This window comes from Endozoicomonas sp. ALB091 (assembly GCF_049310265.1).
Classification (GTDB): domain Bacteria; phylum Pseudomonadota; class Gammaproteobacteria; order Pseudomonadales; family Endozoicomonadaceae; genus Endozoicomonas.
This window is the reverse complement of record NZ_JBLYNQ010000006.1, coordinates 228934-250002: the sequence shown is the minus strand read 5'-3', so window position 1 is coordinate 250002 and position 21069 is coordinate 228934. Positions and strand designations below refer to the sequence as shown.

16 protein-coding genes are annotated in these 21069 nt (G+C 50.6%); 5 read left to right on the top strand and 11 right to left on the bottom strand.

The window, feature by feature from the left end; all coding sequences use genetic code 11:
* Positions 1–93 precede the first annotated feature (93 nt).
* Positions 94–1401 (top strand): tyrosine--tRNA ligase, encoded by a 1308-nt coding sequence (tyrS, locus tag ACO6UX_RS08115; RefSeq protein ID WP_422446555.1) that lies wholly within the window; start codon positions 94–96, stop codon positions 1399–1401.
* Positions 1402–1711: 310 nt separating this feature from the next.
* On the opposite strand, the gene amrA is transcribed toward tyrS, so the two are convergent.
* Together amrA and amrB are read right to left on the bottom strand one after the other, a co-directional pair.
* A complete protein-coding gene (gene amrA / locus ACO6UX_RS08110; RefSeq protein ID WP_422446553.1) occupies positions 1712–2290 on the bottom strand; it encodes an AmmeMemoRadiSam system protein A in 579 nt (192 codons plus the stop codon).
* 161 nt (positions 2291–2451) lie between these two features.
* On the bottom strand, positions 2452–3231 hold the full coding sequence (amrB, locus tag ACO6UX_RS08105; protein ID WP_422446551.1) for an AmmeMemoRadiSam system protein B: 780 nt from the start codon (positions 3229–3231) through the stop codon (positions 2452–2454).
* 213 nt (positions 3232–3444) lie between these two features.
* Here amrB and amrS point away from each other — a divergent pair, with 213 nt between their 5' ends.
* The 4 genes from amrS (at position 3445) to ACO6UX_RS08085 (ending at position 5941) form a co-directional block, all read left to right on the top strand.
* The gene (amrS, locus tag ACO6UX_RS08100; protein ID WP_422446549.1) at positions 3445–4545 is read left to right on the top strand and encodes an AmmeMemoRadiSam system radical SAM enzyme; all 1101 of its coding nucleotides are present in this window, start codon (positions 3445–3447) and stop codon (positions 4543–4545) included.
* Positions 4546–4672: 127 nt separating this feature from the next.
* Positions 4673–4942 (top strand): DUF1778 domain-containing protein, encoded by a 270-nt coding sequence (locus tag ACO6UX_RS08095; protein ID WP_422446547.1) that lies wholly within the window; start codon positions 4673–4675, stop codon positions 4940–4942.
* A 17-nt stretch (positions 4943–4959) separates the two neighbouring features.
* Positions 4960–5472 (top strand): GNAT family N-acetyltransferase, encoded by a 513-nt coding sequence (locus tag ACO6UX_RS08090; RefSeq protein ID WP_422446545.1) that lies wholly within the window; start codon positions 4960–4962, stop codon positions 5470–5472.
* A gap of 40 nt (positions 5473–5512) precedes the next feature.
* Positions 5513–5941: a YkgJ family cysteine cluster protein gene (locus tag ACO6UX_RS08085; protein ID WP_422447905.1), complete on the top strand. Its 429-nt coding sequence runs from the start codon at positions 5513–5515 to the stop codon at positions 5939–5941.
* Between the two features lie 302 nt (positions 5942–6243).
* On the opposite strand, the gene adhP is transcribed toward ACO6UX_RS08085, so the two are convergent.
* The 9 genes from adhP to malF all read right to left on the bottom strand — a co-directional run bounded on the left by adhP (position 6244) and on the right by malF (position 21057).
* A complete protein-coding gene (gene adhP / locus ACO6UX_RS08080) occupies positions 6244–7263 on the bottom strand; it encodes an alcohol dehydrogenase AdhP (RefSeq protein WP_269673119.1) in 1020 nt (339 codons plus the stop codon).
* A 313-nt stretch (positions 7264–7576) separates the two neighbouring features.
* Complete coding sequence (lamB, locus tag ACO6UX_RS08075) at positions 7577–9184, bottom strand: maltoporin LamB (RefSeq protein WP_422446542.1); 1608 nt, start codon at positions 9182–9184, stop codon at positions 7577–7579.
* A gap of 353 nt (positions 9185–9537) precedes the next feature.
* Positions 9538–10029: a DUF2244 domain-containing protein gene (locus ACO6UX_RS08070; protein ID WP_422446540.1), complete on the bottom strand. Its 492-nt coding sequence runs from the start codon at positions 10027–10029 to the stop codon at positions 9538–9540.
* 385 nt (positions 10030–10414) lie between these two features.
* The gene (gene pulA, locus ACO6UX_RS08065) at positions 10415–13843 is read right to left on the bottom strand and encodes a pullulanase-type alpha-1,6-glucosidase (RefSeq protein ID WP_422446538.1); all 3429 of its coding nucleotides are present in this window, start codon (positions 13841–13843) and stop codon (positions 10415–10417) included.
* 29 nt (positions 13844–13872) lie between these two features.
* A complete protein-coding gene (locus tag ACO6UX_RS08060) occupies positions 13873–14652 on the bottom strand; it encodes an outer membrane protein (RefSeq protein WP_422446536.1) in 780 nt (259 codons plus the stop codon).
* A gap of 368 nt (positions 14653–15020) precedes the next feature.
* Positions 15021–17282, bottom strand: coding sequence for a 4-alpha-glucanotransferase (gene malQ / locus ACO6UX_RS08055; RefSeq protein WP_422446534.1), 2262 nt, complete (start codon positions 17280–17282; stop codon positions 15021–15023).
* 21 nt (positions 17283–17303) lie between these two features.
* Positions 17304–18440 carry an ABC transporter ATP-binding protein gene (locus ACO6UX_RS08050; RefSeq protein ID WP_422446532.1) on the bottom strand — a complete coding sequence of 379 codons (1137 nt, stop codon included), beginning with the start codon at positions 18438–18440 and terminating at the stop codon, positions 17304–17306.
* An 82-nt stretch (positions 18441–18522) separates the two neighbouring features.
* Positions 18523–19413: a maltose ABC transporter permease MalG gene (gene malG, locus ACO6UX_RS08045; RefSeq protein WP_422446530.1), complete on the bottom strand. Its 891-nt coding sequence runs from the start codon at positions 19411–19413 to the stop codon at positions 18523–18525.
* Between the two features lie 87 nt (positions 19414–19500).
* Positions 19501–21057, bottom strand: coding sequence for a maltose ABC transporter permease MalF (gene malF / locus ACO6UX_RS08040; RefSeq protein ID WP_422446528.1), 1557 nt, complete (start codon positions 21055–21057; stop codon positions 19501–19503).
* Positions 21058–21069: the final 12 nt, after the last annotated feature.

Below are 21069 nucleotides of genomic sequence, written 5' to 3'. Positions count from 1 at the left end.
GAGCAGGGAGTTGTTGCTTGATTTGATGTCAGAGCCCCTGGCATCCACCGCAGTAATCCGGTTGAATCATCGAATCGTCGCAGGAAAAGGCAAATGTCCGATAGTCAAAACCCGTTGCTGAAAGATCTTCAGGCCCGCCAGCTTATCGCGCAGACCACTGCGGTTGAGGAACTGGACACTCATCTGAGCGAACAGCCCCGGGTGCTCTATTGTGGTTTCGATCCTACGGCTGACAGTCTCCATCTTGGCCATCTGGTGCCATTGCTGGTGCTCAAGCGTTTCCAGCAGGCGGGTCATAAACCCATTGCCCTGGTGGGTGGGGCCACCGGCCTGATTGGTGACCCAAGCTTCAAGGCGGCTGAACGTCAACTGAATACCCCGGATGTTGTGGCGGGCTGGGTTGAGAAAATCAAGGGGCAGGTGAGTCAGTTTATCGACTTCGATTGCGGCGAAAACTCCGCCGTTGTGGCCAATAATCTGGATTGGACCGGCGACCTCAATGTTCTGGACTTTCTGAGAGATATTGGCAAACACTTTGCGGTGAATGCCATGATCAACAAGGAGTCGGTACAGCAACGGCTGAACCGGGAAGGCTCCGGTATCTCCTTTACCGAGTTCTCCTACGCCCTGCTGCAGGGCATGGACTTTGCCGAGCTGAACCGCCGTTATGACTGTACCCTGCAGATTGGTGGCAGTGACCAGTGGGGTAATATTGTTGGCGGTATTGACCTGGCCCGCCGTCAGAATAAGGCCCGTACCTTTGGGTTAACGGTACCATTGATTACCAAGTCCGATGGCACCAAGTTTGGTAAAACAGAAGGCGGTGCGGTCTGGCTGGACTCCCGAAAGACCTCCCAATATGCCTTTTACCAGTTCTGGATGAACACCGCTGATGCCGATGTGTATCGTTTCCTGAAGTTCTTCACCTTCCTGAGCATGGAAGAGATTGAGGCCATTGAGCAAGCGGATGCTGAGCGTCAGGGCAGGCCGGAAGCCCAGAGAATTCTTGCCCGTGAAGCTACCCGCCTGGTGCATGGTGAGGAAGGTCTCAAGGCGGCGGAGTGCATCACCGAAGCACTGTTTTCCGGGGACATTACCCAGCTGTCAGAAACCGATATGGAACAGCTGAAGCAGGATGGCCTGCCCAGTGCCACCATCGAGCACAGCGGGCTGGAAGGCCAGGCTATGACGCAGCTGTTTGCAGAAGTCGGCATGGTGAAATCAGGCAAGCAGGTTAAAGATGCGCTGGCTAATAACGCGGTATTCTTTAATGGTGTCGCTCGTGGCTCGGCAGATAATATGAACCTGCCAGAATGCTTTGCAGCCCGGGGTGCCATGTATGATCGGTTCTTCCTGGTGAAACTGGGTAAGAAAAATCACTTTCTGTTTGAAGTGGTTTGATCGAATTGCCGCTCTTTGCTCTTTATTAAGAGAAGAGCGGTTCATTAAAAGCGTGCTCTTAAAAGCTCATGGTCATCGGGCAGTCTATTTTCTGTCAGCCTCCTGGTACATGGTTTCAATGAGTTTGACGGGTTATCGTGCCTCCGCACTCCGTTCGTCCTGAGTGCTGAGCTTGTCGAAGTATCGAAGGACCCATAGGGCCTATAGGCGGAAACTCCGGACTCTGATAGATCGTGCCAAGCACCCTTCGACTCCGCTCAGGGTGAACGGAGATTGTACACGTCAAACTCATTGAAACCATTTACTTGCTTCAGTGCCGCCTCTCTTTGAACTTAATACACTGATAACGAAAGCACTCCATATCATCAGGCCACAACCCCGGAGTCATACCGGCTTTGCTTTTCAAATGGGCCAGAAACTGCCGGGGGGCAGGCAGCTGTTTCCACACCTGCGGTAAGAAGGTTGCGCTGTATTGAGGGTTGCGAATCAATAGTCCGTCGATGCCGGGATTCAGCTGCTGCAAAAGGTCTTTCTCATCAGCAATGTCCATGCGTTCCTGAGGGGTCAGTACGGAAACTTCAATGTTGATATCGGTCAGCTCACTTTCCGTCACCGGGGGAAACCGTGGGTCTCGGAATGCGCTGGCGAAGGCATTGTGAATCACATCATCCAACAGAGTCCGGTAAGCCTGGGTTGAACCGATACAGCCCCGCAGTTCCTCGCGCTTTTGCAGTGTTACAAAGCTGGCGGCCTGTTGCAGAAAGAAATCTGCCAGGTCTTCTTCCGGTAATGGTTTCGGTGGCAGGCTCCGGGTACAGCCTTCACTGATGGTCTTGCGGGCAAGGCGCAATAATTCTCTTTTCTGACTTTCTGTAGGGGCAATTTGCACAGTAAAAATTCCCGTTTTCCTTCGTTAGAGGCATTGATAGCCTCCTTCTGATTTTTATCGCCACTCAACGGGACCACTGAATAACGGCTCCATGTTATCTGACAGCAGTTGAGCGTCTGGTTTGTGGATGTGTGCAGGGCGGATTCTGCAGAATAATCGCTCTATTGAATAACAAAGGCTCCATAGCCCACTACCCTGCTTTTATCGCCAGCAGTATCTCCGGAGTTGCGTACATCAAGCGTAATAACATCCATTCCCCGGTGCTGGGCAACCTTCAACATGCCATTAAGAGGATAGCAGCCACAGGCCTGTCCACCGGTTAAATTACAGCTGAGCTGTTCAATGGCTTTAACCGTCTGGTTATCCCGGTAACAGGCCTCTTCATAGGTGTGGTAATGACTGAGGTCGGAGCTGATAATCATCAGGGTTTCCTCTTCTCCCCAGAGGTGTTCGATCACCTCAGCGACCGCTATAGGGCTGGTGTCGCCAACAACGATTGGAATCAGTTTGAAGTCATCCAGACATTCCTGCAGAAACGGGCACTGGACTTCAAGACTGTGCTCGTGGGTATGGGCTTCATCAACGGTCTCTACCTGGCTGAACTGTTTCAGTTCCTCCATGGCTTCAATATCCAGCGGAATATTACCAAGCGGTGTGGCAAAGGCTTCACAGTCCGGCAGGGCCATACCCTGCAGCGGAACTCTGTGACTGGGGCCGAGCAGGGCAACCCGGCGAATATTCCGGCGCATTGAATTCAGCAGGCGGTAGGCACTGGCCGCAACCGGGCCGGAATAGATAAAGCCGGCATGGGGAACAACCAGCACTTTCGGAGAGAAATCCCTGGGGTGGGCATCGCTAAGCATCTCTTTGACCGTGTTGGCCAGGGCTTTGGGTGAGTCTGGGTAAAAGGTTCCGGCTACAGCGGGTTGGCGAATAATCATTATGGGTTCTCCCCCGGGAGTGGCTGAGCCTACCGGCACATTTCAAGCGAAATAAACCACTCTCTTTATTTGCATCGCTCAAATAATGTCGGCAGAGCCTATAATTATAGCCTTGGTTAGGGCCTGTTGACGTTTCGTTGTGTGCTCAGCGTATCGGGGCCCTACTATCATCAGGATGACAATCAGGCAGTGAACCTGGTCTGGAGATGGAACATGCTCAGGGAAAAAACACCGTCCACAAATGTGTCAACAAACTATTGGCATGCACTTGAGGATGGGCGAATCCAATGTGATCTTTGCCCGAGAGCCTGCAAACTTCGTGATGGGCAGCAGGGGCTCTGTTTTGTCCGTGCCTGTGAAAATGGTCAGATTGTGCTTACCAGCTATGGCCGCTCCTCCGGTTTTTGTATTGACCCTATTGAGAAAAAACCGTTGAACCACTTCCTTCCGGGAACCCCGGTTCTGTCATTCGGTACAGCGGGCTGTAATCTTGCCTGCAAATTCTGTCAGAACTGGGATATGAGCAAATCCCGTGAGATGGACACCCTGGCCGATCAGGCATCGCCCGAGGAACTGGCGGATACGGCTGAACAGCTGGGCTGTCGGTCACTGGCGTTTACTTATAATGATCCGGTGATTTTCCTGGAATATGCCATTGATGTTGCCCAGGCGGCTCATGAAAGAAATTTGCAGTCGGTGGCGGTGTCTGCCGGTTATATCTGTGATAAGCCCCGTGTTGAGTTTTTCCGCTATATGGACGCAGCCAACATTGACTTAAAAGCGTTCAGCGAAGATTTTTATCGAAAGATCTGTGGTGGCGCTCTGCAACCGGTTCTTGAAACTCTGGAATATCTGAAACATGAAACCTCTGTCTGGTTTGAGATCACCACATTGCTGATTCCCGGGGAAAATGATTCCGAGCATGAACTGAACGACATGTGTCAATGGATTGTTGAACACCTGGGCGTGGACGTTCCTATTCACTTCACCGCATTTCATCCCGACTGGAAAATGCGGGAGCATCCCCATACACCTGCCGCTACCCTGACCATGGCCCGACAAATAGCGCTGAATCATGGTATTCGCTACGCCTACACTGGCAATGTCCATGATTCTGACGGTGGCAGTACCCGCTGTCATCAGTGCCATAGTCTGCTTATTGAGCGTGACTGGTATGTGCTGGGGGAATGGGGAGTCGATGCGTCTGAAGGCAAGGGGGTCTGCCAGCAGTGTGGGACACCGGTTGCCGGTGTGTTTGAACAGCAGCCGGGTATTTGGGGCAGTCGTCGGGTGCCGGTGAAGATTGTGGCTTGAGTTCTGGTGCTTTGCCAAGTTACATTCGCTAAATAATCCGTCATTTATCCGTACAACTTGCTTATAGGAGTGCTCAGGTCTAAGCTTTTCCTATACGGAAGATATCCGTACAAATGGAGGGTGAAATATGGCTAATGCACGCCTGGACCTGAGACTTGATGAGGAAATCAAGGCTAAGGCAGAGAAGGCTTCAGCTCTACTGGGACTGAAGAGCTTGACCGAATACGTGGTCAGGCTGATGGATGAAGATGCTACACAGGTTATTTCTGAATATGAAAAGATGACAGTTGAAAACGATGTCTTTGATCGCTTTACAGAAGCCTGCGAAAAGGCAAAGGCACCAAATAAGGCTTTGCTGGCGGCTCTGACATTTACCGAAGAGAAAGGTGTCAAGTGAGCTGGTCAAGGGAGTTTGTGGAACTCGATAAAGGTATCCACGATAGAGCGTCATTTGATTGTGGTGAAACGGAACTTAATTTGTTTATCCAGACTCAAGCCTCAAAACACATGCAGGCAGGTATCAGTCGTACAATGGTTCTGCCTGCATCAAACCCTTTTCCAAATCAAAAAATACCAATTTGTGCATTTTACAGCATTACGCCAGGCTCCATCTGTCGAGACACTTTACCTGAAGCTCTGGTAAAGAAGCTGCCACGGTACCCTGTTCCTGTATTTTTGATCGCACAGCTTGCGGTTCATCGAGAATTTCAGGGCGAGGGGTTAGGAAAAATCTGCCTGGTAAATGCCTTGAAATACCTGTGGGAAATAAACGCTCATATGCGTGCATACGCCATTATTGTTGATTGTTTAACCGATGCCGCAGAGAAGTTTTATGCAAAATATGGATTTGCAGTTCTGTGTGAACATAATGGTAAAGTTCGCATGTTTCTGCCCATGAAAACAGTAGCCCGGCTTTTTAGTTCGTAGCCAATTACAATAACAGGACTTATTACTTATCGTGTCAGATATGGTTAACCGGATCGAAACCAGGGACATCACTGCCAGCAACAAGTGTGATCATTGTACTGCCCTTTGTTGCTCTTACATTACCCAGGAACTGGACACTCCCCGCAGTATGCACGCGTTTGATGTGTTGCTCTGGCAGGTGGCCCATAAGGGCGTGCATATTTTCAAGGATGGCAATGGCTGGTACCTGCTCTGTCAGACCCGGTGTGAATTCCTGTTGCCGGATAATCGCTGTGGTATCTATAAACGACGCCCCATTATCTGCCGGGAACACAGTAACGAAGCCTGTGAGAGGGACGCTCCCATTAATGATGGCTGCGAGCTCTATTTTCAGACCTACGATGAACTGGATGCCTATTGTCGTACACGTTTCAAAAACTGGGACAAGCGGCTGGAGAAGTATGAAGTAGAGCGGGCAAAACGACAGTAGTAGACCATTTTGCCCAGGCTAGGGTTATGGCATAAGGGTTATGGCATAAGACAGATGAAAAAGCGTTTTTGGGAACCACAGAGAGCTAGTACATGGTTTCAATGAGTTTGACGGGTTGTTGTGCCTCCGCACTCCGTTCGTCCTGAGCCTGTCGAAGGGCGGAAACCCCAGACTCTGATAGATCGTGCAAAGCACCCTTCGTCCGTGCATCCTGAGCGGAGCCGAAGGACGCTCAGGGTGAACGGAGATTGTACACGTTAAACTCATTGAAACCATGTTAGAGCACTAAGTAATTGAATAAATTACTGGGCCAGTTCCATAACAACACGCCCGGCAATATCACCTTTCTCCATTTCGTCAAAAATCGCGTTGATCTCTTCAAGGGTTCGTTTCTGGATAATCGCCTTCACTTTACCCTGGGCAGCAAACTCCAGGCATTCCTGTAAATCCTTGCGGGTACCTACGATGGAACCAACAACAGAAACGCCGTTGATTACCGTATCGAATATAGGAATGGGCATATCCTCCGGGGGGAGTCCAACCAGTACACAGGTTCCTCCCCTGCGCACGGAGCGATAAGCACTGTCAAAGCCCGCTTTGGAGACTGCCGTACAGACAGTCGCGTGAACACCATTACCCAGCAGCGACTGAATTTTTTCTTCCGGCTGCTCCCGGATAAAGTCGATAAAGTGAGTGGCTCCCAAGTCTAGGGATAACGCTTTCTTTTCCGCCCCGGTATCCACCGCAATCACATTAAGACCCATGGCTACGGCATACTGAACGGCCAGGTGACCAAGCCCGCCCACACCGACAACGGAAACCCAGTCGCCAGGTTTGGTACGGCTGACTTTCAGGGCCTTATACGTGGTAACCCCGGCACAGAACAGGGGGGCGGCATCGACAAAACTGATGTTGTCGGGCACTTTGACCACATAGTCGGCAGCTGCCAGGCAGTATTCGGCATAGCCGCCATCGATGGAATAACCGGCATTGTGCTGGGCAAGGCAGAGTGTTTCTTTGCCTTCCAGACAGTACTCGCAGTAGCCACAGGCGGAATAGAGCCAGGGAATACCTACACGGTCGCCCGGTTTGATATGAGTGATCTGGTCACCAACTTCGGTGACCGTTCCCACACCTTCATGGCCGGGCACCAGTGGCAGTTTTGGTTTAACCGGCCAGTCTCCATGGCAGGCATGAAGATCGGTATGACAGACACCACAGGCATGGATTTTCACCAGTGCATCCCGTGGGCCTGGTTTGGGTAGCGGTAGATCTTCGATGGTAAGCTGATCTTTGAAATGATGAACGACGGCTGCCTTCATGATGGGTTACCTTGTTGTTCCGAATTGATACCTGTTTGGTTTCTTTGTTGCGGGGAGTGTGGAGTGACGCGGTTTTGTGTTTACGGTTGGGATTGGTATGCGTTCCCACGGAGGAGAGGGTGTTGCGGAAGGCCTTAAAAAGCAGGAAACCACAAAGGCACAAAGACACAAAGTTTTTCTGGGCTTACCTGAGCTATGTCAGTCAAATTAAAGAGGCTTTCCTTTGTGCCTTCGTGTCTTTGTGGTTCAAGGCTTTTATATCTTTTGCAACACCCTTAGGACCGTGGGGGCGAGGGGGAACCAATCTAATGGATTAGAACCAGATTTCCATCTGGGCTCCGTAGGTCCAGCCGTCGGATTTGCTTCCATAGGCCTTCATGAGTTGCTGGGCTGAGGTGAAGGTGTCGAAGTATTCGAGGCCTAATGCACTGCAAGTTTCTGGAGACTCACTGCAGGGTTTTTGGACACCCGTGTCAGGACTCGAGGATGAGCTAAACTGCTTATAGCCTTCTGCTTTATCCCACTTTGCATAAGTTGCAAAAACTCGAATTTGGGGCCTTACCCAGTTTCCGAACTGAGGATGAAACTGTTGAGCTAACGTAAATTTCCAGAGATTGCTTTTGAACGTGTTACTACTAAATAAATTCTTCTTCTGACTGCCTGATTCATCAACTTTTGCTTCGAAATTCGAGTGGGCATTTTTTACATGATCGTATCCGAGCTCAATAGTGGTACTGGTTAGATCATTCCAGTTCCACGATGGACGAATACCGGCAGTGACCCAAGTAGACTTTTGACCATTTTGCGGATAGAACGATTTATCGTATTTTACCTCGGTGACACCGACAACGTACATCATATCCAGTTTTGGCATCAAAGTTACCGCGCCGTGATCCATAATGCGCCAAAGCTTATTGCCCTTAAACCAGTCGGTGGTTTGCAGATACATTCCAGCTGTCCCTGCACCAGGACCTGTCATTGCATCGGTAGCGTACTGGACAATAAACTTATTAAATCCCTCCAAGACATCCCAAGTCAACTCGCCAGTGAACATCCAGCCATTCTTGTCAAAAAAACTTTTTGAGTAAGTTTCTGCTGGGTTGGTAAAGGTGTTGCCGTCAGGGAATTTATCAATAAGTAACTTATCAGGAGGGCTTCCGATACCATAATCTAATCCGACTTCCAGCTTCAGGTGATCCATCAATGGGATATCGTTCCACCGGATATCAATAATGTTGGTAGTGATGGCCTCGGTCAGATAACCCATACCACCAGAGGCTCCAACGCTGCCATTATTCCACTGGTTGTACATTACCCCATTCTGATTCCTCACCCACGCAACATCCAACTTACCCATCCCCACATCAATATTCTCAATACCAACACCGGGACCAGACACATTCCAATAGTAATAATCGATCATATGAACATCATGACGATTATATAAACGCTTGCCGACCCACAGGGTTGAGCCCGGCAGTGCGTCACCAAAAACACCTGTGGCCCTGATATTCATCTCACGGGCCCAGGGTTCAGTGGGTTCAACGTCGGTTTGCTGGCCAACTTTATAGGCAATATTGGTATCCAGGTAAAACTGCACATCGTCCTGATCAAAGAGATCTGCACCAAACTTCAATTCCGCATAGGTTTCGCACTCATTACCCAGACGGTATTTAGAGGGAGCACCTGCCGCTTTAAAACATAACTGCTCACCACCCTTATCAGTGCTGCCAATTCCTGAACGGGCATAACCGTTGAAGTTAATATCGTCACCGGTGACTGCCAGCGCGCAGGTTGAGGCTGACGCAATAGCCACTGCACCACAATACTGGCACGAACGACGGGATATTGATGAAACTGCTTCAGATAACGCTTTTAACCCAGTGCTCAGGGTTGAAGGTGTTTGATGCCTGGAAAGCATGCTTAGCCTACCTTGTGTGTGTTTTTCTGGCTCCGGCTTTTTTCATCCTGCCGCTGAATAAAGGCATGATGTTGTTGAAATAGGCCTGGTGAGGGGCATATATAAAAGCTGGTAGCCGTCAGTTAATGTGTGTTGAAAAAGCAAGGCCCGCTTTCCGTGCAGGAAAAGAGTAATAGTTGCGTCGTATAAATTGGGCCGTATTGAATGGCGTAACACAGCTTCGACGAAAGGTTATAGGGTATCCCGATTTTTTATCTCCGGCTGAGAACCAGCCAGCCAGAGTCTTTTAAGAATTTAGTTCAGGGTTTGGAGATGGGCAAAAAAATGTTTACTTTAGTGCTGCTTCTTTGTGGTCACTGAGACATATAAGCGTTGCTGAACAGTCTTTTCAGGCGCTCAATCAAGATCAGTTTATCCTGCCTGTTCAGAAAAGACCCCAGCTCCAGTTCCTTGCCGTGAGAACGAATATGAATGGAGGGCGCTTTCCAGGGATGAGTCGCTTCGCGAATAATCAACTGACACCACAGGCGGTGATAATGGTGAGTGCTCAGTGGTTGATAAAAGCCCTTCTGAATCGTGACCTGATGCTCCTGAAACGTGATCAGCTCTTTCCGCTGACGTTGCCATGCACAGTAATAGATACCCACAGACAGGGCAGACACTTCCAGTATGGAAAAAGGCAAGATCACTTTAGCGCCAGCCAGATAGAAGCCGACAGCGATGGCCAGGGACACTATGGTTATCAGCCCCAGTAACAGCAGATTCTGCCGCCAGCTCATGGAGTTATTGGGCTCCAGTAGTATCGTTCCTTCCTGGCTGCTTTCTGAAAAATCGATCGTCACCATCACTTCTTAACCTTTTTATGGCCAGGCTCTGCGGGTCAAACCGGAATTTTGAAAAAACGCCGGTTTTCGTCGCTGGCAAAGTAAATCCTTCGTTGCAGTTCCATCAGGTCTTGAGGGTGGGAGTGGGAGATGCAGGTCAGCGTCCATGCCTTGTACGCAGGCTGTCATAAAGTGATCACCAGTTCTGGAAAAAACACCAGTTTATTGGAGTCACAGTGTGCAGCAGGCATTACCGCTTCAATTTGTGGGGGGAATGTCCCCAAGTCTTCACCGAAGATCACAAAGAGGACGCCGCTTCCCGCAGAAGCACAAGCGGCCTGTCTTTTTCGGGCAGCGGGAAGCGGGCAGCGCTTATTAAACTGTCGAAGTTATTAAATGACCGTTCCTAAGTCTCTTTCTGGACAAAAACGACAATGGACAAAGGCGGAATCCGTAATTGACTATTGGAGGATCTATGGTAACCCTCTGGTATATCCTGCAGCAAAAAGGGGTGAAGTGAATAAGTACCACTTTCAGATTCCGGCAGATCGAAAGCCATTTCGTCACCGGATGGGTTCACAGCAACAATGATCACCTCATACTGGTCATCAATACTCTGAAATGGTGCCTTATCGCTGATGCGTTGAACAATCAAACCCGGAATCTGGTCCGGCCCGGTGTTCAGATAAGTAATCCGATCGATAACGTCCTGCTCTGTTTTGAGGCGAAATAGAGGAGAACTTTTACGAATTCTCAGCATCTTCTGAAAACAGGCATCTGCGGCAGCTATATTCTCCTTATTCGGTCGTGTGGTGCTATCTGAGATGATCTTTTTAATCAGGGCCCAGTTCGCTCCGTCCTTGTCTGCTCTTGGCAAGCCCTGATTCCAATAGTTATTGTCGTCGTCAGGCATCCGGTTATACCAGTCGCCGGAATCGTAACTGTCTCTTTCCATGGATTTCGAGCGCAACCGTTCGGAGCCGGCATGAATAAAGGGAACACCCTGGCTTAACAGCGTGATGCCCAGCGCCAGATTATGCAGCTTGACACGGTTGGCCGTCGGCATACCTTCAGGAAGCTTGTACATCAGGATATCCCACAGGGTTTGGTTGTCATGCTTTGAGACGTAGTTGATCACCTCTTGTGGGTCGAGGCTATAACCGGCGGGAGCACCGTTGTAGTCAAAATCAAAACCGTAACGAAGGGTGCCGTGACAATCAACAAATCGGAAGTTTTTCAAATTGGCGGCCATACCCAGGCGGATGATATCCGTATGGGCGCACAAAGCCGCCTTTGCCTCTGCTGTTTTTTCGTTTGGGTGATAATGGAGTCCTGAGGCATAGCCCTGGGTTTGCCGCAGAGCATCACCCTGATCAAAAGGGCTACCACCACGGATCCGGTCTCTCATCCGGTCAGTGAATGTGCCGACCCCTGTCCCGGCCATATTAAACTGATTGGCGTTAATGCCTCTGGCATTGCCAGCGACTTCACCAAACTCCCAGCCTTCACCATAAAAATAGATACCAGGGTTAATGGCTTTAACGGCCACCAGTGCTTTCTCAATATTGCGCTTGAGATGGTGCCCCATCAAGTCGAAACGAAATGCATCCACTTTGTAGTCTTTAACCCAGACCTTGAGAGAGTCGATCATGAGTTTCTCCATCATGTGGAACTCAGAGGCGGTATTTGAACAGCAAGTTGAGTTTTCAACGATGCCGCTGTCGGGGTTTAAGCGTTGGTAATACCAGGGGACAATTCGATCCAGCACAGAATGGTTGCCAACACCGTGGGCATGAGTGTGGTTATAAACAACATCCATTACCACGCCCAGATTTGCAGCTTTCAAAGCTTTCACCATTTCCCGGAATTCAATGATTCGCGTGATCCCGTCTGGATCAGTGGCATAGCTGCCCTCAGGAACGGTGTAATGCAGCGGGTCATAGCCCCAGTTAAAGCTGTCGACAGGGCGGATGTGTTGGTAGAGGTATTGAGCCCGGTCTGTCTCAGAATCAAGGGATTGCAGATAAGCCTGAATGGTCTGGCCTGACTGCAGGTTGCCACAAAAAGTACGGAAGTAGTCGGTATCAGCCTGTACTTCCTTTCTGGCGCACAGTTGCTCCATAGTCTGGGAAATATCAATCCGATTCGCCGGGACTTCATCAACGGTAGCTATATCAAAAGCTGGCAGCAAGTGTATATGGGTCAGGCCTGCAGCTTGCAATTGTTGCAAATGGGTGTTGGCTTTAGCTTCCGTAAAGGCCTTGAATTTGCCAGGATTGGCCAAGCCGGAGGTATTAATGCTGTAATCCCGGATATGGGTTTCATAAAGCACCATATCTTCAGGGGCTTGCTGAGAATATGGGATACTATCCCAACCCTGAGGCTTAAGCGATGCGGCGTTGAGGTCAACGACCTGAGAGTATTGACTGTTAGTCGATAAACTCAGGGAATATGGGTCAGTCACTTCATAAGTTTCGATCTTGTCAGTCTGAGGATGGAAGACAGTAACCTCATAGCGATAAAAAGATTGGTCATAACCCTTATTGTCAGCTCTGTAGCTCCAGACGCCCGCAGCGCTTTCAATCATGTCATGAAACTTACGGTCGGTTGCTTTGTTTGCAGACGTTTTGCTTGCAGACGTGGTCACCAGGCGCACATTCCGGGCAGTTGGTGCCCAGAGTTTAAAGTCGATACCGGAGTCACCCACAATGGCTCCTAATTCACCGTTGTACTTATACAACTCATCAAGCAAGCCCTGAACCTGAACCTTTGTAGCGTATTTGGGCTGGTTTCCTTTATAGGCCACCGCCAGCAACTGACCTTTCAGGGCTTTTTTAATGACCGCAAGATCGGCAGAAACAGTCAGAGGGCTGCGATTCATCAGGTGGGGGAGTTTCTCTCGCACACTGTTGTTATTGCCGCCTTTGGCAAGTGAAATAGTTTGATATTTTCCAGATATATTACCCTCCTTGAGTATGATGCTGGCGTCGTCTGAATACAGCAGCTCTGCTCTATCAACATCCGAACCGCCACCTTCATTCCAGAGCAGGGTGGCAGAGGAAACCCAGTGCGCTTTTGCACCATCAACTATCAGAGGCGGGCCGTCCAGTGGCGTCGATGAAATCAGGTTGTAACCACTGTAGGTATAGGCAAGTTGACTATCGGTATCAGAAAAATGCCAGGCCATGTCACCACCAAGATCTTTTTCATCGCCTTTGTGCACAATAAAATTCAGGCAGCCATCTTGCACCTTGGAAAAAGTGTCCGAAAGTGGTATCCGATAGAGCGCACCATAAGTCTGGGTAATACTTTCTGGCATCCAGGGCTGGTTCCAGTCGGTATCTGTTTTGCCAAAAGCCTTGCAGTTGTCGTTATTGAACAGATGCAGCCCCCAGCCGTGGTAAATGCCGTCCGGGCGTTGGTAATAAAGGATGACTTCTTGGTCAGCAGGTTTACCGGGAGTCTCCTCAAAAACATGCACCGATGCGACTGCACTGGTGAATCGATAAGCCTGTTTTGCCGCGCTGGCTTCAAGCTTAACCAAAACATCTCCGGTTTCATTGGCTTGGAATCGCCCGCTTACCTGACAGATTTCACTGGCAGAAAGCTGATCAGTACAAGTGCTTGCCGTGATTTTCACCCCCGCAGGCGTAACCTGAAAATCAGGGAGTGTGGTTTTTGACAATGACCTGACCAGCCAGGTCACGGTGGCTTCTTCACCTTTTAGCAGCTGTTCCGGCAAGGCCTGTGTTGCAATGATTTCCACCAACCCGGCGGCATGCAAATGATTGGTCAGAACCAGAGCCGGAAACAGAAGTTTTGTCGCAATATTCATAACAGAGATCCATCAGGGAAACCGGGAATTCAAAAACGCCATGTCAGGCGAGCCTCATAGAGATGGAAGGCCAGCGTGTCGTTCACCAGCGGTGAGGAGTACTGACTGCTGCTTGCTGATTTAATCTTGCCCCCATGCAAATAGCGATAGCCTGCCTCCAGGCCCAGCGATTCATGGGCAGGAACAGCAATCGATACGCCCAGGCTCCATGCCAACTGACTTTCTTTATGATCAGAAATATTCAGGGAAGACATACTGCCCGCGGCAGGCGTTATCGAAAATCCTTGAAACTTATTCCAGCCGATGCCAAGACCAAGGCCCAGCTGTATAAAGGTCATTTTGTGGTCTGTTACAGGCAGCTGAATACCGGCTTCAGCCATTAGCTGCCGACTGCGGGTTCTGTAGCGATAATTGAGATCAGTGTTTTCCAGATCACCCGTGGGACCCCTGACGCCTTTGTGTTCGAGCTCGCCCATCTGGTTATAACTAACGGCTAAACGAACTTGATAGTTCTGCCAGGGAATTTCATAGCCTCCGGATAGCAGCCCAAAAAAACCATGCTGGTCGCTTTGCCAGTTTTTAAATCGGTCTTGTAGATCAAACCCGGCATGTTTTAACGTTCGATCATCTTCAAGGCTTCTGCTTAATGCAGTCCCCCCTCCCAATTGGGCAAACCACACACCATTATCCCAGGGATGCTCACTGGCAAAGGATGTTCCACGGAAGAGAAAAGGCAAAATACCAATGGCAAACACCTTCATGCCTGCTCTTGCAAAATATGCAAAATAGCTGTTTTTGCCGCTTATCATAGGTGGTACCAGATCTGTTGTGTGAAGGAGTAGAGTTGGAGAAGATCTAAGATATATGTACGTTCAAAGTCGTACATAACCGGGACGATATTGGGTAAGTGTAGTTTACATCTGAAGCGGTTTTAGTTTTTTGGACACTCAAACACGGTTATGAATTTTGGATACGAATTCAGGGTTAATTAAAGACTGTTCCCTATCCCGGATATTTCATAAACGCGCTCCCGCTCTCGCTTGTCCTTTGCCGCTCTAAGGGAGTTTTGCTCAGTCGACCGTACTCCCCGGTACGGCGCTCCCTCACAAAATCCCTTAGAGCGACAAAGTCCGACGCGAGATTCGGGGCAGTTTATGAAATATCCGGGCCAGGGTTTTCAGGCCTTACGGGTCAGCCCAAGGTTTTTGAACAATACCCGGTTTTCCTCACTGGCAAATATCTCGCTGATAGTGCGGGTCAGTTTGCGGCTCCAGTTACGGTACTCGCTGCTGGTGCCGGGAATATTGACCGGTGTATCCAGTTCAAGCACATCTTCCAGCTGGATAACAATGATTTTGGATGCGGTTTTGCCCAGGTAGTAGTGGATCTTTTCCATCAGTTCCCGGCTATAGCCCATAGAATTTAAATCACTGGGGTCTACGCCATAAGGCGCTTCGCCAATATCCGCAAGTGTGTTGAGCAGAGCCAGTTTGTCTTCATGCCGTGCAACTTTTTCCTGCTCTGTTCTGGCCCAATCGTAGATACCCAGCTCCTGTCGTAAATCAAGATCATTACAGTTCCACCAGGCCCTGAGTGTGGGAATATCGTGATTGGAAATACAGGTCAGGGCTTGGGGTTTGTACTTTGCTGGTGCCAGAAAATGATCTTCGACCCTGGAAAAGAGCACCACTTCATTGGAGTAGCAGTGGGCTGCTGGCAGCGCTGCTTCTACTTCCGGCGGTACGGTTCCCAGGTCTTCACCAAAAATCAGGCACTGCTGTCGCTGGCTTTCCAGTTTAATGATGCCTAACAGATCATTCAGTGGATAATTAACGTAGACACCATAGTCTGCGGTTTTATCCGGTGGACACCACCAGAGCCGGAGTATCCCCATCACATGATCAATACGCAGTGCAGCGCAGTGCTGCATATTGGCATAAACCATATCGATAAATGGTGCATACGCCTGCTCCCGCAGCCTGTTTGGGTTGAAGGGTGGGAGTCCCCAGTTCTGCCCCTGTGGCGCAACGGTATCGGGAGGGGCACCGACGCTGGCATTGAGAACATAGTCATCACGGTGGGCCCAGACATCGGCACCGCCCCGGTCGACGCCTACGGCAAGGTCCCGGTAAATACCGACACGCATGCCGGACTCAACGGCGGCCTGTTGGGCTTCAGCCAGTTGTTGCTCGGCCAGCCACTGCAGGTACATATAAAATCGGATTCGCTCTTTTGACCGGGCAACAAAATCCTTCACATTCGGGCTGTCCGGGTCCTGATAGTCTGCAGGCCAGCAGTTCCAGCCCCAGCTATTGATATCTCTGGATCTGAAGTGCTCAAAGAGGGCTTCATAGGTGGCCTGAAGCTCCAGGTCCTGACCTTTTTCTTCACAGTAATGGCTGAAGTCGGCTGACTTGCAGGATTGATTGGTGCTTTCTTGTTGACCGGAAGCTTGTTGACCAGAAACTTGTTGACCAGAAGCGTGTTTTTCAAAATAGCTGAAAGCCATTTCCAGTACTGAAAATTTCAGTGAAGCCACCCGGTCATACTCCACATGTGAGCTGTCCCTGGCTTTCTGTAACTGACGCAGAAAGTCGTCACTGTTCACATGTTGCTGTATTTCCGCCGAATCCTGATATTCCTGCAACGCCGTAACGTCGATATACAGTGGATTAATAAAATTTCGGCTGGACGGGCTGTAAGGACTGCAATGCAGCGGGTTGGACGGGTAGAGCGCATGAATTGGATTCAGGCCGACAATATCCGCCCCTTGTGGTCCGAGTTTGTTCACCAGCTGCTTCAGGTCACTGAAATCCCCCATTCCCCAGTTGTTTTCTGAGCGGAGCGTATAGAGCTGGACACTGACTCCCCAGATTTTCTCAGTAGGCCCGGGCTGTTCAAAGCTGAGAATATCAGGCTCGTAGCAGGTCTGTGGCGCGACGATCAGGCGGCAGCTGTCGTGATGATCACCCTCTTGATGAGCAGAAAGAGTAACGGACAGCTGATGGTAGCCTGCCGGCAGGTCTTCCGGCAGCGGGCAGAGCAGGCGTATTCGCTCCTGCTGGTCCACCGAGAGCCTGTCTTCTTCCGGAAGTTCTGACAGGTTGATGGCCAGTGGTATTGAACGGTTGTCTTCCAGAATGATTTCACCACGCAGCGATTCATTCCGATGGGCTTCGTCAACCTGAACGGGAACCGTGAAAAGCGCTCCGCAGTGAACCACGTGAACCACAGGAATCAATGATGACCATTGCTTTCTGAGAATGCCGTCGATGGAGGCCTGGACTTCCAGCTCGTTACCCGCAGCAACCCCCATGGCTTTTAGCGCATTGAGTTTATAGTCCGTCTCAATGGTGACTGGATTGCCAGCAGCATCAATATAATGGGCGGGAATACCACAAAGCCCGGCCAGGGCATCAATCTGTTTTATGTCGTGCATGGATGGACTCACTTGGCAAGTTTATTGATCAATTTCCGGTGCCCGGGTTCGGCGAAAGGCCGTGCCGTTGGCATCGAACAGATAACAATGCTCAGGTGACAGCTCGACACGTATTTTACTGCCTTCTTCCCGGCGAAGGGAGTCTTCTACCCGCACAATAAAATGCTCTCGAATGGTATCGTGGCTCATATAGATAAATGATTCAGCACCCAGGCGCTCCAGTGCTTCAATCCGTCCATCAACGGCATTGCCATTGTCGGTCTCCGCCAGGGTATGTTCCGGTCGAATTCCTAACACCACGCGGGAGCCCGGATCAGCTTTGCTGGTATCGACACAGGCTTTCAGGGTTTCGCCAGTGGTCAGACGAACATGCGTCTCCTGTTCTCCGTTTTTTTCAATGACGCCGTCAAAGAGGTTCATTTTGGGGGAGCCAATAAAGCCGGCAACAAACAGGTTGGCCGGGTGGTGATAAAGTTCCAGCGGTTTCCCCACCTGCTCAAGGTTGCTGGCTGCGCCCTGTGCCAGGGGACTCAATACCACAATCTGATCCGCCAGGGTCATGGCTTCCACCTGATCATGGGTGACGTAGATGGAGGTGGTTTTCAGTCGGCGATGTAATCTGGCAATCTCCTGTCTCATCTGGACACGCAGGGCCACATCAAGGTTTGACAGGGGCTCATCAAACAGAAAGACCCTGGGCTGTTGCACAATGGAACGGCCAATAGCAACCCGCTGTCGTTGACCTCCGGACATGGCTTTGGGTTTACGCTCCAGCAGCGCCTGCAGTTGCAGGATGCGGGCGGCTTCACCCACCCGTTCATCAACCACGCTTTTTTGCGCCCTGGCCAGCTTCAGGCCAAAGGCCATGTTTTCTGCCACCGACATATGGGGATAGAGGGCATAAGACTGGAAGACCATGCCCACACGACGCTCATTGGGTGGCCAGTCATTCACCTTCTCGCCATCAATGCTCAGCTCACCGCTGGTGATATCTTCCAGCCCACAGATCATCCTCAGCAGCGTTGACTTGCCACAACCGGATGGGCCGATGAACGCGATAAATTCACCATTACCGATGTTCAGGTTGATGTCTTTCAGAGTCCAGGTTTGTCCCTGGTCATAACTTTTCGCAATGTTGACGAGTTTAACTTCTGCCATAGGACACCTTTAAAAGATCGCTGCCCGCCGCCCGCAACAGCCGAACCACTTTTACAGGCAGCGGGAAGCGGGCGGCGTTTTTTTAACCTTTGACGCCACCCGATGTCAGTCCTCCGACAATCCAGCGCTGGCAGGCCAGGAAAATAATACTGATGGGTAAACCGGAGAGCACGGCGGCGGCGGCAAAGTCGCCCCATAAATAGTTCTGAGGGTTCAGATACTGTCTGGAGCCCACCGCAAGGGTGAGATTATCCATACTTTGCAGCAGCACCGATGCCACCGGGTATTCGGCAATACTGGCGATAAATGCCAGGATAAAAACAACCGCCAGAATGGGGACGGACAGCGGCAGCAGCACAAAACGGAATGCCTGCCAGGGCGTTGCCCCATCAATAGCCGCTGCTTCTTCCAGGGAGTTATCGATGGTTTCAAAGTACCCTTTGATCAGCCAGATATGCAGTGCCATACCGCCCAGGTAGGCGAGTGTGACGGAACCCAGGCTATCCAGACCGAGCCAGGGGATGTAGTCGCCAATCTGGTCAAACAGCGAGTAGATGGCCACGAGGGCAAGAACGGCCGGGAACATTTGCAGGATCATCATGGCCGTCAGCATCTGTTGTTTAAACCGGAACCGCAGCCGGGCAAAGGCATAGGCACCGGTGGTCGCCAGAATCAGGATCAGGGCAGAGCTGATGATGGCCACCTTGATGGAGTTCCACAACCAGGCCAGCACCGGAAACGGTGGCTGGGTAATAGAGCCATCGGCATTCTCCCAGGGGATACCCAGTGCCAGATACCAGTGTTCAAGGCTGGGGTTTTCAGGGATCAGCGAGCCCGTGGCAAAGTTACCGGTGCGCAGGGAAACGGAGATAATCATAAAAAAAGGGAACAGGATCACCAGCAGGAACAGCCACATGACAATACGGGCTGTCCAGACCCGGTATTTCAGATTTCTTGGTTGCACCATTGCCATGATAACGGCTCCTGTATGACTTCTTTCATCTCGTTTCCACGCTCTGCGTGGGAACGATAAAACTCGTCTGCTATCTGTGGTTAAACATTACTGCAATTGTCGTGTTGCTTTCAGGTTTACCCAGGCAATAAAGCCCACCATCAGAAAAATCGCTGTGGCAATCGCAGAGGCCAGACCGTAATCCTGGCCATAGGAGCCAAAGGCAATACGGAAGGTGTAACTCACCAGGATATCCGTAGCTCCGGCCGGGGTGGTGGCGTGCAGCATATCCGGAGCGCCATCGGTTAACAGGGCGATCAGCACCAGGTTGTTGAAGTTAAAGGCAAAGCTGGCAATCAGCAGTGGAATCAGCGGCTTGATAATCATCGGAATGGTAATGTGGAAAAGGTTCTGGGTCGGTGAAGCGCCATCAATGGCCGACGCTTCATAGAGATCATCCGGAATACTTTTCAGCAGCCCGATACAGAGGATCATCATGTAGGGGTAGCCCAGCCAGGTGTTGACAATAATGACCATGGTTTTGGCCAACAGTTCATTACTGAACCATTCTGGTTTAGTTCCGAAGAGCATATCCAGCAGCAGGTTGATTTCACCAAAGTTCTGGTTAAACAGCCCTCTGAAAATCAGGATGGAGATAAAGGCCGGTACCGCGTAGGGCAGGATCAACAGCAACCGGTAAACACCATTCCCTTTCAACGGCTCCCATTGCACCAGACAGGCCATTAACAGGCCGATAATCAGTGTGAAAGCAACCGACAGCGCGGCAAAAATCACCGTCCAGGTAAAGATCTTCAGGAAAGGTCCCTGAATACCCGGGTCAGTAAAGACCCGGACAAAGTTATCCCAACCGGTATAGATGGTGAAACCGGGCCCCATCTGCTCGGTACCGGCTTCGTTGGTGTAATACCCCGTAGCCATATCCGGATAGATGATCTCTCCCGTACGGTTATCGACCAGGGCAAGGCTTTGTTCCGGGTATTGCCGGTCAGTGTGGTCATCGGGACGATAAATCCTGGCAATAGCCCCGAACTTTCTCAGACTGGTCATGGCCAGTTCAGTGCCATCAGGCAGAACAATATCCAGCTTCTGAAGCGTTGAACGTTTTTTGATGACTTCCCGGATTGGGAGGGCCGCTCCGGTTGGCACATGCAGGGACTCAAAGGCTTTCAGCTCCTGAGGCTGACCACTGTCGGTAAATGGCCCGGTCAGATAGTGCGCCTCACCGCCTGCAGCACTGGTCAGCATCAGCCGGAAGCTGGGACCTTCCTGATACATCTTGAAAGAAAACGATTCACCGCCCGTACGGTAGGTTTTTGCCAGGTGTATAGCCCTGACCCGCTCAAGAGACAGCAGGTGGTTGGAACTGTAATTGGTAAAGGCGACATTGACCGTGTAAATCAGCGGAAAGACGATAAAGGTAACGACCCCCAGAAGGCTGGGGTAAACATAGCGGTAGTTGTACCCTTTTTTGCTGACAAAAACCCATGAGCCTGCCGTCGCAAGCACCAGCACGAGCATGGCAAAAGCCAGCTCTCCCTGGGCATACATCAAGGTTACACCGTATAAAAGTATCAGATCGATGACGGCAACAATGGCGATCACCAGATAGGCACCGCTACTGCTGGTCGCTCTTGCTGTGCTCATGACGTGCTGGCC